Raw genomic sequence first — 16,532 nt, 5'->3', positions numbered from 1 at the left:
ATACCTCCCCAACTCGCTGGGGAGGTATAATGAACTCATCACCACACCGTTGGTTTGGGGTTCCGGTCGAAGCCCATCTGGTGCCAGTAAGGGTAGATCGGCTGTACACGGCTGACCGCGTCCAGTCGCGCCACCTGTTCCGGCGTCAGGTCCCATCCGACAGCGCCGAGATTGGCGATAAGCTGGTCTTCATTGCGCGCCCCGACGACGATATTGGCAATGCCGGGGCGTTGCAGCAGCCAGTTGAGCGCCACCTGCGGGATGGTCTTGCCGGTCTCTTCGGCCAGCTCCGCCAGCACATCGACCACGTTATAAAGACGTTCATTATCGACCGGCGGGCCGCCGCCTTCGCCGCCTTGCGCAATGCGGCCGTCAGTGGCGGGCTGATCGCGGCGAATCTTGCCGGTCAGGCGACCCCAGCCGAGCGGCGACCAGACCATGGTGCCGACGCCCTGATCCAGCGCCAGCGGCATCAGTTCCCATTCATATTCGCGCCCGATGAGCGAGTAATAACCCTGATAGGCAACGTAGCGACTGAGGCCCAGCCGGTCGGATGTGGCCAGCGACTTCATCAGATGCCAGCCGGAGAAGTTCGACGCCCCGATATAGCGCACCTTGCCCGAGGTGATCAGGGTGTCGAGCGTCGATAATACCTCTTCGACCGGGGTCAGGGCGTCGAAACCGTGCATGAAATAGACGTCGATATGGTCGGTGCCGAGGCGTTTCAGGCTGCTCTCGACCGACCTCAGGATATGATAGCGCGACGAACCTTTATCGTTCGGCCCGCTGCCCATGGTGAAGGTCGTCTTGGTCGAGATCAGCACGTCGTTGCGACGGCCCTTGATCGCCGCGCCGAGGATTTCCTCGGAGACGCCGCGCGAATAGACGTCGGCGGTGTCGAAGAAATTGACGCCGTGCTCAAGGCAGACATCGACCAGTCGCGTGGCTTCACGCACATCGGTCGCGCCCCACTTGGAAAACATGTCGCCCTGGCCGCCGAAGGTGCCCGTGCCGAAGCTCAGAACCGGTACTTTCAGACCGGAGCGGCCCAACTGTCTGTATTGCATGGAAATCTCCTTAACGGCGTCAATCTGTTGCAGTGCAACCTTTTGCGTAACCTTAAACCATATAGGGCCCATCAAGCGGGTTTACAGCGGGGGCGGAATGATTTTATGGTAGGGGATATTGCACCGCATAAAAGCAAAAAGTTTCCGAGGATTAGACTATGGGCCAGATGATCGACATCACCCGCCCCGATGGGGGTTCTCTGTCCGCCTATCTGTCCGGGATCGATCCGGCGCGCCCCAGTGTCATCGTACTTCAGGAATGGTGGGGCCTCAATGATCATATCAAGTCGATCGTCGATCGGTTCGATGCCGACGGCTTCAACGCGCTGGCGCCGGATCTGTTTCACGGCCGGGTGACGAAAGATGCCGACGAGGCCAGCCACCTGATGAACGGTCTCGATTTTCCCGGCGCGGTGCATGAGGATATCGCCGCGGCTCTGACGTACCTGAAGGGTATTAACCAGACGGTGGCCGTCATGGGCTTCTGCATGGGCGGAGCCTTGACCATCGCGTCGGCGGCGCTTCTGGACGGTTTTTCGGCGGCGGTCTGTTTTTACGGCGTGCCGCCCAAGGCATTCGCCAGCCCGGCCAATATCACCATCCCGTTTCAGGGCCACTTCGGCAAGAAGGACGACTGGGTCACTCCGGAAGTCGTGGCGAAGATCGAGTCCGACATGCGGGCGGCGGGCCGCCACCCGGAGCTGTACAGCTACGATGCCGACCATGCCTTCTTCAACAAGACACGGCCCGAGGTTTATGATGCCGGGGCAGCGGAACTGGCCTGGGAGCGGATGATCGATTTCCTCGGTGATAATCTGTAGGTTTAGGCGGGATCGGGCGTGGCAGCTGGCTTGCGCACCATCAGGGTCGCCCCTGCCGACGCGGCGATGATCAGGGCGATGGCCAGCCACTGACGCCCGGTCAGAAACTCGTGTAGCAAAACGAGACCGGAAAGAGCGGCAACGGCGGGCTCAAGGCTCATCAGGATGCCGAAGGTCTTGGCCGGGATTTGCTTCAGCGCGAACATTTCGATGGTAAACGGTATCGCACCGGACAAAAGCGCGACGCCCAGACCCATCAGTAAAATCGGCCACGTAAACAGGGCGGCTGTGGCCGTGCCGAGGCCGACGGGTACGGTCAGGACGCACGAAATGACGATGCCGAGGCTGACCGCCACGCCGCCGGGCATCTGAGAACCCACCTTCTGACCCAGCAAAATATAGGCGCCCCAGCAGACACCGGCGATCAGGGCGAAGAGGACCCCCAGCGGATCAAGGTGCGCGGCGTCGCCCTGCGGTAGCAGCGTCCACAGACCGGCAATGGCCAGGGAAATCCAGACGAAATCCAGCTTCTGACGTGACCCCATCAACGCGACGGCCAGCGGGCCGATGAACTCGATGGCCACGGCGATGCCGAGCGGGATACGAGCGATGGCCGCATAGAAGACGAGATTCATCACGCCGAGCACGATGCCGTAGAGGGCCAGTGTCCGCCAGCGGCACCCGGTCGGCCACAGGCCTTCGCGCCACGGTCTGAAGACGGCGAGCAGGATGATCGCGGCGAATCCCTGCCTCAGGGCGACGGTGGCCATGGGGCCCACATCGCTGAACAGGTGTTTGGCAAAGGTCGCGCCGATCTGCACCGAGGCCATGGCGACCAGCAGGCTGAGGACCGAGACGACCGGCAGGGCGTTATGACGCGGCATCGGTCGTTGCGGTCGCGGATTTTGGCTGGCCGAACATCAGAATGCCCAGCCCGATCAGGGCGCACACCGCCATAACCGCGACGATCGGCGTCATAGTCGTGGCGTGCAGGTTCGACACCACCGCCGAGACTATGGTGGCCAGCCCGATCTGGGTAAAGCTCATCAGGGCCGAACCGGAACCGATATCGCGCGTCAGGCTCGACAGGGCGGTGGCCGAAGAGTTCGGGCCGATGAAGCCGATGCACGACAGGAGCAGGAAGATCATCGCCACCGTGCCATAGACGTTGAAGACATTCAGCCACGCGCCGATAACGAAAAGGACGGCGATGACGCACTGTACCGTCAGGGCGACGCGCAGGATCTGCTTCGACGGGAAATAGCGGTTGACGAAGACATTGACCTGGCTCGATCCGATAAAGCCGACGCTGAGAAGCGCGAAGATCAGGCCATAGGTTTCGGGCTTAAGGTGGAAGATATCCATGAAGATGACCGGCGAGCCCGAGACATAGATGAACAGGGTGCAGAAGCTGAATCCGCCTGCGAACAGGTAGGTGACGAAGGTCCGATTGCGGTAAATCCCGGCAAAGGTTTTGATGATCGGCCACGGGGCCAGCGACACCGAGGTATCGGCGGGCTTGCCGGCGGGCAGCAGCACCATGGCCAGGGTCAGGATCAGGGCGACGATCGCGGCCAGAAACGCAAACACCCAGTGCCAGCCGAGCGTCGCGGCGACGACCCCGCCGATGGTGGGGGCCAAAAGCGGCGACACGCCAATGGTCAGGATGATCAGCGAGATGATCTTGGCGGTGTCTTTCGGCGGGAAGAGGTCGCGCACCAGCGCCATGGCCGCGACCGAGGCGACGCAGCCGCCGAGCGCCTGAAACAGTCTCAGCCAGATCAGGGTCTCGATATTGGGCGAGACGATGCAGCCGAGCGAGGTTGCGACGAACAGTCCAAGCCCGAACAACAGCGGCGGCTTGCGCCCGAAGCGGTCGAGCAGGGGACCGTAGAACAACGGCCCCAGCGCCATGCCCGCGAAATAGGTCGACAGCGACAAACCGACATGGGCCGTGGTGGTGCCGTATTCCTTGGCGATCTGACCGAAGGCGGGCAGGTACATGTCGATCGCGAAGGGGCTGATCGTCGACAGCGCCCCTAAGGTGAAAATGACGAGGAACGGATTTTTCGGCGGATTAGGCACGGCATCGGGCGCAGACATTAGGACACACACAAAGGTTTCGAGCGCATTCCGAAAAATTTTGGCTTCGCCGAACTTCGTTTCGGATTAAAATGCGCGTCAAGATAAGAATGAAAGGCTAGATGTGGGTAGCGCGCCCTGAGGTCAAGTTCTGTCAGCGGTACGATGGTCAACAAATGTAACCACTCTAACGAAACTCAGGGTCGGACGTTGATATCGATCTCGCCCCGCCACATGGCCCGCACCTGTTCCGGGTCGCCAATGGCTACGATCGGCATCTTGCCGTCGTACATTTCCTCGGCGATCAGTCCCAGCGCCTGACAGTAGTCCAGCACGTCGGCGAGGAAATCGGCCTTGTAGCCTTTTTGAGCTGCAATGCCGAAGGTCGTCTGGCGCGCGCCGTAATCCTGCGGGTTCTTGCCCAATACGTGCTCGATGAGTTTCTTGCGCCCCCGTGGCCCGTTGAGCCGGTGCAGGGCCGAAGTCAGAATGGAGGCGGCTTCGCGCGCATCGACGGGGCGCGTGCGGCTCAGACAGTTGTCGCAGGTGCCGCAGTTCTCGCCTGCGGCTTCGCCGAAATAGCGGCGCACGCCCTTGCGGCGGCAGTCGGGATTGTGCACGAACTGGAAGAAATCGAGGGCCTTCTGCTTCTGGATGCTCAGGTCCGCGCCGGTTTCGCTTTCGCGCATCCCCAGACGCCGCAAGCTCCAGCCGAGATCGGTCGAACTATAGAGGCAGACGCCCGACGCCGGTTTGCCGTCGCGGCCCGCGCGGCCGACCTCCTGCCAGTAGGCCTCCAGCGACGAGGGCGGATCGGCGTGGATGACGAAACGCACATCAGGTTTGTTGATGCCCATGCCGAAGGCAATGGTGGCGACCATGATCTTGGTGCGGTCGGCGAGGAAATCCTTCAGCCGGTCTTCGCGCAGTTTTGGCGCCAGCCCGGCGTGATAGGCGTCGGCCTTGTAGCCTTCGGAAGACAGCAGACGCGCCAGCTTTTCCGCCCCATCGCGTGAGCCGGAATAGATGATGCCCGAGGCGTTTTTCTGCCGCCGCAACATGTCGAGGATCATCTTCTGGGCGCTGCCGGTGCGCTTCATCAGGCGCAGACTGAGGTTCGGGCGGTCGAAGCTGTCGATGATCTCGACCGCATCCTCGATATGTAGGGCCTTTTTGATGTCGCGGCGCGTATGCAGGTCGGCGGTGGCGGTCAGGGCGAGCGTCGGCACGTCGCGGAACAGGCCTTTGAGCTGACCCAGAGCGCGGTATTCCGGGCGGAAGTCGTGGCCCCAATGCGACACGCAGTGCGCTTCGTCGATGGCGACCAGATTGACCGGCAGACGCGACAGCTTGTCGAGGACGAAACTCTGGTTCAGGGCTTCGGGCGACATATAGAGCAGGTCGATCTCACCGTCGCGGCAGGCGTCCCACAACTGCATCCGTTCGTTCATCGACACCGAAGAATCGAGGCGTTCGGCGCGCACGCCGCGGGCCTTGAGCGCCTGCACCTGATCGCTCATCAGGGCGATCAGCGGCGAAATGACCAGCCCGAAACCGGGGCGCATCAGAGCGGGAATCTGATAGCACAGGCTCTTGCCGCCGCCCGTCGGCAGGATGGTCAGGACGTCGTCGCCATTCAGGATCGCCGCGATGACGCGCGCCTGCTGACCACGGAAATCGTCGTAGCCAAAGACCTTTTGCAGGGTTTCGCGCGCCGCCTCGACCCGCTTCAGCGCAGGGCCGGACACGCCGGGGTCGGCATATCCATTCGAGTCGTTAGGGTGGTCGAGAAGCATGAACATCCTATAGGCTGCTTCGGGGGGCAGGGTTCAAGCATAATTTTGACGAAATTAACCGTCAGAACGAACGACGGGGACGGACATCTTGGTTGGCGCGCATCTTATGCCGAAAACCGCTGGACACTTTTATGGATGCCCTTGAAACGCGGCGCTTTTGAGTCGCGGGTCAGGGAAAATCGAACCTCGCGCACAAAACTCTGGGTGCGACGGCGGGGCTTTGATATATCCTTAACCAAGTGTTTGCATGACGTGGCGGCGGAACATAACGGTTTTGCCGATGCGATGGGGATAATGAATGGCTCTCAGCTTTAACATGAAGCGTCCGCCCGTGAAGGCTCTCATCTATTGGACTACGGTCATCTGCGTCTGGGCGCTCATCTTCGCGGTGGGTTTCATCGCCGTGTTCGCTATCGACCTGCCCGACACGTCGTCGCTGTACAAGACCGATCGCACGCCTTCGATCACCTATCTGGACCGCTCCGGCGCGCTGATCGCCGTGCGGGGCTCGCAGTTTGCACCGCCGGTCAAGATCGACGACCTGCCCGATTACGTGCCCGCCGCGTTCATCGCCATTGAGGACCGCCGTTTCTATCACCATTTCGGCTTCGATCCGATCGGTATGGGCCGCGCCCTGGTGCGCAACGCGACGAAGAAGGGCGGTAATCTCGCCGGGGGCTCGACCATTACCCAGCAGCTGGCGCGTAACCTGTTTCTGTCCGCCGACCAGAACATCAAGCGCAAGATTCAAGAGCTTATCCTCGCCGTGTGGCTCGAGGTGAAATTCAGCAAGAAGGAAATCCTGGCCCTCTATCTCAACCGCGTCTATTTCGGTGCGGGCGCTTACGGTATCGAGGCGGCGGCGCAGCGCTATTTCAACAAACCCGCCAAGGACCTGACCATCGGGGAATCGGCGATGCTGGCCGGTATGATGAAGGGCCCGTCGCGCTATTCGCCCCTGTCGGATCAGGAGCGCGCGCGCAAACGGACCCAGATCGTGCTCAACGAAATGGTCGATGCCAAGGTCATTACGGTCGCGCAACGCGACGAGGTGTTCAAGACCGGCGTCAAGGTCACCCGGACGCTGGCCACCGAACACGCGCAGTATTTCGTCGACTGGCTGGATGGCGAACTGGGGTCGATGATCGACCTCAGCAAGATCAGCGACGATCTGATCGTGGAGACCACGCTCGACCTGCCGATCCAGACCGACGCCGAACGCGCGGTCAAGGCGATGATGGCGCGCGACGCCAAGAAGAAGGTCGAACAGGCAGCGCTGGTCGCGGTCGACGGCGAAGGGCGTATCCGCGCCATGATCGGCGGGGTGTCCTATACCGACAGCCAGTTCAACCGCGCCGTCGAAGCCAAACGTCAGGCGGGTTCAGCGTTCAAGCCATTCGTCTATCTGACGGCCATGGAAAGCGGAAACTATACGCCGATTTCGCCGGTCGTGGACGAGGAGTTCTCCATCGGCGACTGGAAGCCGGAAAACTATACCAAGAAGTATCTCGGCAATATCACCCTGACCACGGCCCTGGCGCAGTCGGTCAATACGGTCGCCGCGCGTCTGGCCAACGATGTAGGGCGTTCCAACGTCGCTTCGACGGCGCGTCGTCTGGGTATCGAGTCCAAGATCAATACCGATCCGGCCATGGCGCTGGGGACCGCCGACGTGACGCCGATCGAGATGGCGCAGGCCTATGTCCCCTTCTCCAACGGCGGCTACAAGGCCAAGGCGCACGGCATCGTGCGCATCCGCACGGCGGCCGGCAAGGTGCTGTTCCAGAGCAATATGGGCGCCAACGATAACCGCGTGCAGGTCATCAACAATCCGGCGCTCGACTATATGAACATCATGATGCGCGAAGTCGTCCGGTCGGGCACCGGGTCCGGCGTGCGCCTGTCGCAATTCGATATTGCGGGCAAGACCGGTACGACCTCGGATTACCGCGACGCCTGGTTCGTCGGCTATACGGGCGGCTTCGTCACCGCGGTGTGGGTCGGTCGCGACAACAATACGCAGATGGCCAAGGTCACGGGCGGCGGTACGCCGGCGGCGATCTGGCGCGAATTCATGAGCAAGGCCCTGACGCGGATCAAAGTCAGCCCGATTCCTGCGGGGCCGGGCGGCGGGCTTAATGAAACGGCGTCCAGCGCGGTCGACGACCTGCTCAACAGCGAGGCCAGCGCCGAAGCGCCGAATATCATCGTCGAGCCGACGCCCGAACCCAAGAAAGAGGAAGCGGCGCCGCCGAAAAACATCGATGACGTGTTCGAGGAAGCGCAGCGGCAATCCCGATAGCCCGCGTCTTGTTAAGGTCGTGTTAAGGTGTTGTAATACCTCATTAACTATCTGCCTGTGGATGGTTTGTGAATTTTGCAAATTTGTCGCAGGGCCGTTTAAATCTTCAGAGGTTGTTTAACAGTTTGCCGACATATGAGTCCGTATCGGGGCTTTAGCCCCTTGGAATCATTAAGGTTTGGGTAAGGACTTTCCGGTCCTCGCCACCTCGCGGGAAACGGCATTGGACACCCTTCTGGAGACAGGCTCAGCGACACAGCCGGCGGCGACGCCGGTGTCCGCGCGCGCGTCCCAAAAGGCGTCTTTAGGTCTGGGCTCGGCGCAGTTCGGCTGCGACTACGGCATCTCCAATACGCGCGGCCGGGTGACCGAGGACGAGGTCCGTCAGATCCTGCAATATGCGGCCCAATGCGGCCTGAAAGCCATCGATGTCGCGCCCTATGAAGGCGATGTCGAGCGCATTCTGGGGCGTTGCTGGCCGTTTCCGTCACCGTTCAAGCCGCAGATCCGTACCGTCCGGGCCGAAAAGGGCCTCGACTGGATCGAGTCGCGTCTGAAGCGCTCGGTCGATCATATGGGGCTGGCGCGCGCCGCCGTCGGCATAGTCGATTGCGCCGAAGACCTGATGGGGCCGCTGGGCGATGCCCTGTGGGCGCGCATGGAAAAGCTGAAGGCCGACGGCGTGTTCGCCCGCATCGGCATTTCTGCCCGTTATGAAGACCAGCCGGTCGCCCTGGCCAAGCGCTTCAAGCCCGACCTCATTCAGGTCCCGGCCTCGATCCTCGATCAGCGTCTGGTGCGCGACGGCGCGCTGGAAGCGCTGGCGGAGATGGGGATCGAGGTGCAGGTGCGCTCGGTGTTTCTGCAGGGCCTGCTGTTCACGCCGCGCGAAGCCCTGCCGTCCAATCTTCAGGCCATCGGCCCGCAATTGTCGCGCATCAAGCGCCACCTGCTGGAGACCGGCACGGACCCGCTGCATGCGGCGCTGAGCTATGCGATGCACCTGAAAGGCGTCTCGTCGGTTATCGTCGGGGTGACGTCGGCGGCGGAACTGCGCGCTGTGATCGCCGCCTCTGACCGCGACAAGCCCGACCTCGCCTGGCAGGCCTTTGCTATCGAGGACGAGATCGCGCTGAATGCGTCCCTGTGGCACGCCGATCTGAGCGACGATCCGCGCCTGCGCCAGCGACGTTCGGTCATCCGCGCGGCGTAAGCTAGCCTGAAAAGACTGTGCCAGGTGGTTCCTATCGTAAGGTTTTGACCACGAAAAACACGAAAAGCACTAAAAATCCATTGCGTTGGTCCATCGCGCGAAGCGCTCTGATAATATTTAAGCCGCACATATTTAAAGCGCTGCGCGCAGCAGATTTGACCTGCTTTTTTAGTGCTTTTCGTGTTTTTCGTGGCTAATAAATGAGTCTTGTAACGCGCTCGATCGCGCACGGAGACTCTCTTGCCCGAACTGCCCGAAGTCGAAACGGTCCGCCGTGGCCTTGAGCCTGCGTTGGACGGCGCGCGACTGTCCGGCATGAAGGTGCATCGTCCGAACCTGCGCTACGCCTTCCCTGACCGCTTTGCCGAACGCCTTGAAGGCGCGACCGTGCTGCGGCTGGAACGGCGGGCCAAGTACCTGCTCTTTCACCTCGATACGCAGGACATCTGGGTCACGCATCTCGGCATGACCGGGCGCTTTCAGGTCACCGACCTCGATGGCGGCACCGTGCCGCTCGATGGCAACTACTATCATGCCGTCCGCCCCGATCCGAAGCACCTGCACGTTCAGGTGCTGGCGGAAAAGGACGACCGGACGCGCCTGATCGATTTCTACGACCCGCGTCGGTTCGGCTTCATGTTGCTGCTCCGGCCCGACGAGCTTTATGCGCAGGGCTGGTACAAAGGGCTGGGTATCGAGCCGCTCTCGGATGCGCTCAACGGCGACTGGCTCTATGAGACTCTGACGGCGCGCAGGCCGAATCTCAAGACGCTTCTGATGGACCAGACCCTGATCGCGGGGCTTGGCAATATATATGTGTGCGAGGCTCTGTGGCGGGCGCGCCTGTCGCCGGATCGTCCGGGGCCTTCGCTGAGCCATGCAAATGCCGCCGAACTGACACTGGCGATCCGGGCCGTGCTGGAAGAGGCCGTGGCGGCGGGCGGCTCCTCGATCAGCGATTTCGCTTCCGCCTCGGGCGAACTGGGCTATTTCCAGCACCGGTTCCGTGTCTATGACCGCAAGGGACAGCCGTGCCTGCGCGACGGCTGCGACGGCGTGATCGATCGCAAAACCCATTCTGGTCGTTCGACTTTTTATTGCCCGGTGTGCCAGATATGATGGGAATCCCGGTTATACAAAGCCGCCCACAGGTCCGACGGCGAAAAAAGTCCGCACTGTGGATGAATCTTCGCTGACAAGCGTTGACCTGCCTTTGCCCATCGGTTATATCCCGCCCCCTTGAAATTCGCGTCGTGGCCCGCTCAGATGGCTGGCGCCGCGGCTCCCTTAACTTATCTCACCGAGGTGATGAATGGCTAACAATCCCGGCGCCAAGAAAGCGATCCGCAAGATCGCCCGCCGTACCGAAGTCAACAAGGCGCGTCGTTCGCGCGTCCGTACCTTCGTTCGCAAGTTCGAAGAAGCTCTGGCTGCCGGCGATGCCGCCGTCGCCAAGACCGCCTTCGTCGAGGCTCAGTCCGAACTGATGCGCGCCGTCACCAAGGGCGTGGTCCACAAGAATACCGGCGCGCGCAAGGTGTCGCGTCTGGCTGCCGCGCTCAAGAAGCTCGACGCGGCGGCTGCCTAACACCGCTTCCGGAGGCCTGTGCCGCCGCGCCTGAGATTTATCCGGCGGCGGAGCAAGGCCTCTTCCTAAAAAGATGAGGGGTCCGGATCGTTCGATCGTGTCCGGCCCCTTGTTTTTTCCCGGCTTTGTTATCCTCTTGCGTCTCTGCTTCTTCGTGGCGGAGCGTATTTTTCTGCGTCAATTTTTTCTACCCGTATGTCAAAAAGACGCAGGAAAGGCGGTTAATAAATTTCTCCTTGCCGGGGAAGAGGTTATCAGAGTCAACCAAAAGATTCGCTCCTGTGAGTAAATATCCTCGTTGACCTGACCGCCGGGAAAGTTAAGGTGAACCCATCTCACCCTTCCATCCCAACACGGATGAAATGGTGGCGTCAGGCAAGGCCGGACGCCAGACGCTGCACTGTTGCCGAAGCCTTTGTTTTTGTTGACTTAAGGGAAGGTTGCGGCGGTGGTGCAAAGCGGCGCGGGACGGGTCGGAAACCGTTGTTCAGGACGGTCCGGCGCATACAAAGTAAGCGTAACCGGGCAGGGCCGGTCTTTCGCAGCGAAGGGTATAAAACCTTTGGCAAATGCGGGGAAACGGTCCGTCTCATGTGTATGAGTTGGGGAATATGATCGGGACTTTAATAACATGCCAGGCATAAACAGCTGGTCACCGATCCTGCCTGAAACGGTATGGTCTAAAGTGGCGTCCACCCTCCGGCATGAACTCGGTGAGGGGCCTTATAATTCCTATGTGGCACCGTCCGCCCTGCGTCAGGGGCCTATGGGCGACCCCGTACTGGTCACGCCGACCCTCTATGCCCGCGACTGGTTCGCGCGCAATGCCCTGAAAAGGGCTAACGAGCTGTGGTCGCAGATCGATCCGGAGTCGCGCAGCCTCGACCTCAAGTCGCGCGTCGAATTCGACGATCAGGCGAAGATCGTTCAGGTCGCACCAGAAACATTGACGGAAACCGTAGCCCCGCTGGCGTCGCCCTCGGTCCTGCCGTCGGCTGCGCCCGTGGTCAATTTTCAGGACGCCGCCGCCCGCGTGGCCGGTCTGCAGGAGCGCCTGACCTTTGACACCTTCGTGCCGGGCCGCGGCAACGAATTCGCCTATACCATGTCGCGCCAGGTGGCGAGCTGGGCCGACGGGCACTTCAATCCGGTATTTTTCCATGGCCCTTACGGCTACGGCAAGACCCACCTGCTCAACGCCATCGCCTGGGAGGCGCGGGCGCGCCGCCCGGACGCCAAGATCGTCTATCTGACGGCGGAAAAGTTCACCTCGACCTTCGTCAAGGCGATCCAGGATCGCTCTACGGCGGCCTTCAAGGACGAGCTGCGCGGGGCCGATCTGCTGCTGGTGGACGACGTTCACTTCATCGGCGGCAAGACTTCGTCGCAGGAAGAACTGTTCCACACCTTGACCGCGCTTCTGGAAACCAATAAGCGCGTGGTGTTCACGGCGGATCGCCCGCCGTCGCACCTCAACGAAATCGAAGCGCGTCTCAGGTCGCACCTGTCTTCCGGACTGGTCTGTGCCCTCGACGTCGCCGATCAAAGCCTGAGACTGGGCATTGTCGAGCGGAAGCTCGATCAGCTATCGATGCGACTGGGCGCCGCCCAGAAGCCTCACCACGATGTATTGCAATTTTTAGCAGACCGCGTACCGGGCTCCATCCGTGAGCTGGAAGGGGCCGTGAATACGCTGGCCGCTTCGGCCGGTGCGCGTCTGGGGAGTTTGACTTTGGACGAAGCTATGGCCTTGCTGCAACCCAACCTGAAGGTATCGGCGGAACGCCGCGTGACGGTCGACGAGATTCAAAAGCTGACGGCGGATCATTTCGCCCTCAAGCAGGCGGATCTTTTGTCGGAACGTCGCACGCGCAGCGTCGCCCGCCCGCGTCAGGTGGCCATGTGGTTGTGCAAGCAGAACACCACCCGTTCCTATCCGGACATCGGTCGCCGCTTCGGCGGTCGCGACCACACGACCGTGCTGCACGCCGTCAAGAAGATCGAGGAACTGCTGCAATCGGACGAACAGATCGCGAAGGACGTCGAGGCCCTGACGCGCAAGCTGCGAGGCTAAGCGTCGAAAACGAAGGGAAGTCGCGCAAACTGCGCGGCTGATTTCGACCTCAACAAGCGGTTGACGCCGCTTAAGAAACCTTTAAGGTCTTGCGAAGCGCCGGAGCCGAAAAGCTCCGGCCTTTTGCACTCAGGACCGCCTCAGACGGTTCCGGGCAATCTACGATTTGGAACGCTAAGATGCAGCTGATCATTGAACGTGGCGCGCTTTTGAAGGCCCTCGGCCACGTGCAGAACGTGGTGGAACGCCGGAACACCATCCCCATTCTGTCGAACGTCCTGCTGTCGGCTGAAGGGTCGCAGGTGTCGTTTTCGGCCACCGACCTCGACATGGAAATTGTCGATGTCACCGAGGCCATCGTCTCGGTGCCGGGTCAGATCACCGCCCCCGCCCACACCCTCTATGAAATCGTGCGCAAGCTGCCTGACGGCGCCGACGTCGAACTGCGCTATCAGGCCGGTGAAGACCCGCGCCTGACGGTTCAGGCCGGGCGCTCGCGCTTCGCCCTGCCGGTCCTCCCCGCCGGGGACTTCCCGGTCATGTCGGGCGACCACGAAGGCGTCACCTATTCGCTCCTCAAAGAGGATTTAAAGCGCCTCATCGACAAGACGCGCTTTGCGGTGTCGACCGAAGAGACGCGCTACTATCTGAACGGCCTGTTCCTGCACACCATCACCGAAGACGGCTCGGCCTATCTCCGCGCCGTGGCGACCGACGGTCACCGTCTCGCGCTCGCTGAAATGCCCGCCCCTGACGGCTCGGTCGGCGGTGCCGGTGTCATCATCCCGCGCAAGACGATCGATCAGGCCCGCCGCCTGCTCGACGATGGCGCGGGCTATGTCGAAATGACCGTTTCGCCGGCCAAGATTCGCTTTACGCTGGGCAATGCGTCCCTGACGTCGAAGATCATCGACGGTTCCTTCCCGGACTATGGTCGCGTGATCCCCAAGAACAACGACAAGTCGATGCTGGTCGACACCGGCGTTCTGGCTCGCGCAGTGGACCGTGTATCGACCATCTCAGCGGAAAAGAGCCGCTCGGTGAAGATGTCGATCGAGCCGGGCCGCCTGACGCTGACCGTGCGCAATATCGAAGCCGGTCAGGCCGTCGAAGAGGCCGAGATCGAGTACGATTCCGACAGTCTGGAGATTGGCTTCAACGCCCGCTACATCCTTGATGTGATGGGGCAGATCGCCGGTGAGCAGGTCGAACTGCGCCTGAACGACGCGGCCTCGCCGACGCTGGTGCTCGATACCGCCGATCAGGGCGTCCAGTACGTGCTGATGCCGTTGCGGGTGTAGGTTGCTGATTTAAGATATATTTAAAAGGCCGCGCGCATCTGCTCGCGGCCTTTTGTTTTGTCATGACAATGTCTGGCGACTGTGATATTGGATTTGATATGACAACAGCCCCTATTCGAAATCAAAAGCTGGACCTGCGGTTGACCCCGCAAGCCAAGGCCTATTTGCAAGCGGCGGCGCAAACGGCGCACCGTTCGGTAAGTGAATTCGTTCTGGAAAGCGCCTTGTCGAAAGCCGAGGAAACTCTGGCGGAACGTCGAGCTTTTGCTTTGGATGCCGAACGCTGGGAAGCATTTTCGGCGGCGCTGGATGCCGAGCCGCGCGATCTTCCGGCGGTCCGCGAACTCTTCAATTCCGACAGCCCGTTCGAGTCGCGCTGAGTGACGGTTTTTCGCATCGAAAAATTATCGCGCCACCATGCGGTCGGGGCTTTCGATTGTGGCGAAGAGGCGCTGAACCGGTTTCTTATTCGCTTTGCGTTGGCGAACCAGACGGCCAATTCGGCGGTGACCTATGTCGGACTGGCGGGCGACGAAATTGTCGGTTTCTATTCGTTGGTCGTGGGCGAAGTCTATTACGATGATGCGCCGGAGCGCTTGAAAAAGGGTCTGGCACGTCATCCGGTGCCGGTTATGTTGCTGGCTCGACTCGCCATAGGCAAGGCTTGGCAGGGGCGGGGCCTGGGGGCGGGTTTGCTCAAGGATGCCATTCGCCGCACGCTTCAGGCCGCCGATATTGCGGGTGTCCGTGCCTTGATCGTCCATGCCAAGGATGACCGTGCACGGGCCTTCTATGAACGTTATGACTTTCAGCCGTCACCGTCTGATCCTCTACATCTTTACGCCCTGATCAAAGATTTGCGCGCGGCGGCAAGCTAGGCTTTGCCTGAGTCGGCGGGCATGGTAGGTCGAAGCCAACTCATCTGATCCAGCGCGTTTCGGGCCCTTTAAGATTTTGACCACGAAAAACACGAAAAGCACGAACGCCATTGCGTGGAGCACATGTGCCCGAAGGGCGTTTGTCCAGCTTGTTGAGGTGACAGGCTTTAAGGCGCTTCGCGCGGTGTTTCGGCGCAAAGAATTTTTTCGTGCTTTTCGTGTTTTTCGTGGTCAAACGTTCAATGCGGTTAGCGCCGTACTCAATGGTTGCCGATGAAAACGCGTCTGCACACCCTCAGCCTGACCGAGTTTCGCGGTTATGAGCGGCTCGATGTCGATCTGGAAGGCCGGTCGCTGTATCTGTTCGGGGCCAATGGCGCGGGCAAGACCAATTTCCTCGAAGCGATCAGTGTCCTCAACCCCGGTCGCGGGCTGCGTAATGCTTCGGTCGGCGATCTGGGGCGGCGGTTACCGCACGAAACCAAAGGTCGCGCCTGGGGCGTGTCGGCCATCCTCAAGACCGAGGATGAAGAGGTACGGCTGGGGACCGGTTCGGACCCGCGCAATCTCGATAAACGCGCCGTGCGTATCGATCAGCAGACCGTCGTCGCCGGGCGGCTGCTCGACCATCTCAGGCTCGTCTGGCTGACCCCGGCGCAGGACCGGATTTTTTTAGAGGCTCGCGCCGAACGCCTGCGTTTTTTTGACCGGCTGGTCTTCGCCGCCGACCCGCATCACGCGTCCACCGTCGCGGCCTATGAAAAGGCCCTGCGCGAACGCCTGAAACTGCTGACCCAAGGGCCTGCCGATGCCGTGTGGCTCGACGCACTGGAGGAGCGGCTGGCCAATGCCGGGGTGGGCATGATCGTCGCCCGTCGTCTGGCGCTGGAAGCTTTGCAGGCCGAGATCGAGAGCCATCAGGGCGCCTTCCCGAAGGCCGATCTGGGCCTGACCGGCGAAGAGCAATCCGGGGCCGTGGCGGTGTATGATCACCGCGCCCTGAACGGCTGGTTGCGCGACGGTTTTGCTCGCGCCAGAGCCCGTGATTCGGCGGCGGGACGGTCGCTTTTCGGGCCGCATCGCACGGACCTGAGCGTCTTTCACCGCGATAAGGATCGTCAGGCGGCGGATTGTTCGACGGGGGAGCAAAAAGCCCTCGTTCTGAATATGATTTTGGCGCAGGGGGCGCGACTTTCGCGTGTCAAAATGGCCCCGAATCCTGTAGTGTTACTGGATGAAGTGGCGGCGCACCTCGACCCGATTCGCCGGGGCGCGCTGTTTGACGAAACCGATCATCTGGGCCTGCAAACCCTGTTTACAGGTACGGATGAAAACCTCTTCGATGGTCTCAAAGGGCGCGCTCTGGGCGTCCGCGTCGAAGGCGGTCAATGGACGGAATTTAGGAACTAG

Annotated in this window: 14 protein-coding genes; 10 read left to right on the top strand and 4 right to left on the bottom strand. The window is 61.1% G+C overall.

All coding sequences use genetic code 11. The features are described 5' to 3' along the window. Positions 1–38 precede the first annotated feature (38 nt). On the bottom strand, positions 39–1,067 hold the full coding sequence (locus tag PQU92_RS06605; protein ID WP_272747425.1) for an aldo/keto reductase: 1,029 nt from the start codon (positions 1,065–1,067) through the stop codon (positions 39–41). 158 nt (positions 1,068–1,225) lie between these two features. Between PQU92_RS06605 and PQU92_RS06600 the strand changes: the two genes are divergently transcribed. Next, positions 1,226–1,888 carry a dienelactone hydrolase family protein gene (locus PQU92_RS06600; RefSeq protein WP_272747424.1) on the top strand — a complete coding sequence of 221 codons (663 nt, stop codon included), beginning with the start codon at positions 1,226–1,228 and terminating at the stop codon, positions 1,886–1,888. Positions 1,889–1,890: 2 nt separating this feature from the next. Here PQU92_RS06600 and PQU92_RS06595 read toward each other — a convergent pair whose 3' ends face one another. The 3 genes from PQU92_RS06595 to PQU92_RS06585 form a co-directional block, all read right to left on the bottom strand. Beyond that, entirely contained in the window at positions 1,891–2,772 is an 882-nt protein-coding gene (locus PQU92_RS06595; protein WP_272747423.1) for an EamA family transporter, read from the bottom strand. Further along, positions 2,759–3,991 (bottom strand): multidrug effflux MFS transporter, encoded by a 1,233-nt coding sequence (locus PQU92_RS06590; protein WP_272747422.1) that lies wholly within the window; start codon positions 3,989–3,991, stop codon positions 2,759–2,761. Before PQU92_RS06590 ends, PQU92_RS06595 begins: the two co-directional genes overlap by 14 nt. 176 nt (positions 3,992–4,167) lie before the next feature. After that, positions 4,168–5,766 (bottom strand): RecQ family ATP-dependent DNA helicase, encoded by a 1,599-nt coding sequence (locus PQU92_RS06585; protein ID WP_272747421.1) that lies wholly within the window; start codon positions 5,764–5,766, stop codon positions 4,168–4,170. Between the two features lie 298 nt (positions 5,767–6,064). On the opposite strand from PQU92_RS06585, the gene PQU92_RS06580 reads away from it, so the two are divergent. The 9 genes from PQU92_RS06580 to recF all read left to right on the top strand — a co-directional run bounded on the left by PQU92_RS06580 (position 6,065) and on the right by recF (position 16,532). After that, complete coding sequence (locus PQU92_RS06580; protein ID WP_272747420.1) at positions 6,065–8,068, top strand: transglycosylase domain-containing protein; 2,004 nt, start codon at positions 6,065–6,067, stop codon at positions 8,066–8,068. Between the two features lie 223 nt (positions 8,069–8,291). Further along, positions 8,292–9,281, top strand: a complete 990-nt coding sequence (locus PQU92_RS06575) for an aldo/keto reductase (protein ID WP_272747419.1) — start codon at positions 8,292–8,294, stop codon at positions 9,279–9,281. Positions 9,282–9,521: 240 nt separating this feature from the next. After that, on the top strand, positions 9,522–10,400 hold the full coding sequence (mutM, locus tag PQU92_RS06570) for a bifunctional DNA-formamidopyrimidine glycosylase/DNA-(apurinic or apyrimidinic site) lyase (RefSeq protein WP_272747418.1): 879 nt from the start codon (positions 9,522–9,524) through the stop codon (positions 10,398–10,400). Between the two features lie 193 nt (positions 10,401–10,593). After that, positions 10,594–10,869, top strand: coding sequence for a 30S ribosomal protein S20 (gene rpsT / locus PQU92_RS06565; RefSeq protein WP_272747417.1), 276 nt, complete (start codon positions 10,594–10,596; stop codon positions 10,867–10,869). Positions 10,870–11,500: 631 nt separating this feature from the next. Continuing rightward, entirely contained in the window at positions 11,501–12,943 is a 1,443-nt protein-coding gene (gene dnaA, locus PQU92_RS06560; RefSeq protein ID WP_272747416.1) for a chromosomal replication initiator protein DnaA, read from the top strand. 179 nt (positions 12,944–13,122) lie between these two features. Further along, positions 13,123–14,244: a DNA polymerase III subunit beta gene (gene dnaN / locus PQU92_RS06555; protein WP_272747415.1), complete on the top strand. Its 1,122-nt coding sequence runs from the start codon at positions 13,123–13,125 to the stop codon at positions 14,242–14,244. A gap of 98 nt (positions 14,245–14,342) precedes the next feature. Next, on the top strand, positions 14,343–14,624 hold the full coding sequence (locus tag PQU92_RS06550) for a type II toxin-antitoxin system TacA family antitoxin (protein ID WP_272747414.1): 282 nt from the start codon (positions 14,343–14,345) through the stop codon (positions 14,622–14,624). After that, on the top strand, positions 14,625–15,122 hold the full coding sequence (locus tag PQU92_RS06545; protein ID WP_272747413.1) for a GNAT family N-acetyltransferase: 498 nt from the start codon (positions 14,625–14,627) through the stop codon (positions 15,120–15,122). A gap of 273 nt (positions 15,123–15,395) precedes the next feature. Then, positions 15,396–16,532: a DNA replication/repair protein RecF gene (gene recF / locus PQU92_RS06540; RefSeq protein WP_272747412.1), complete on the top strand. Its 1,137-nt coding sequence runs from the start codon at positions 15,396–15,398 to the stop codon at positions 16,530–16,532.

Origin of the sequence: Asticcacaulis aquaticus, assembly GCF_028550415.1 — a bacterium.
GTDB lineage: Bacteria > Pseudomonadota > Alphaproteobacteria > Caulobacterales > Caulobacteraceae > Asticcacaulis > Asticcacaulis aquaticus.
This window is presented reverse-complemented; position numbering and strand designations above follow the sequence as displayed.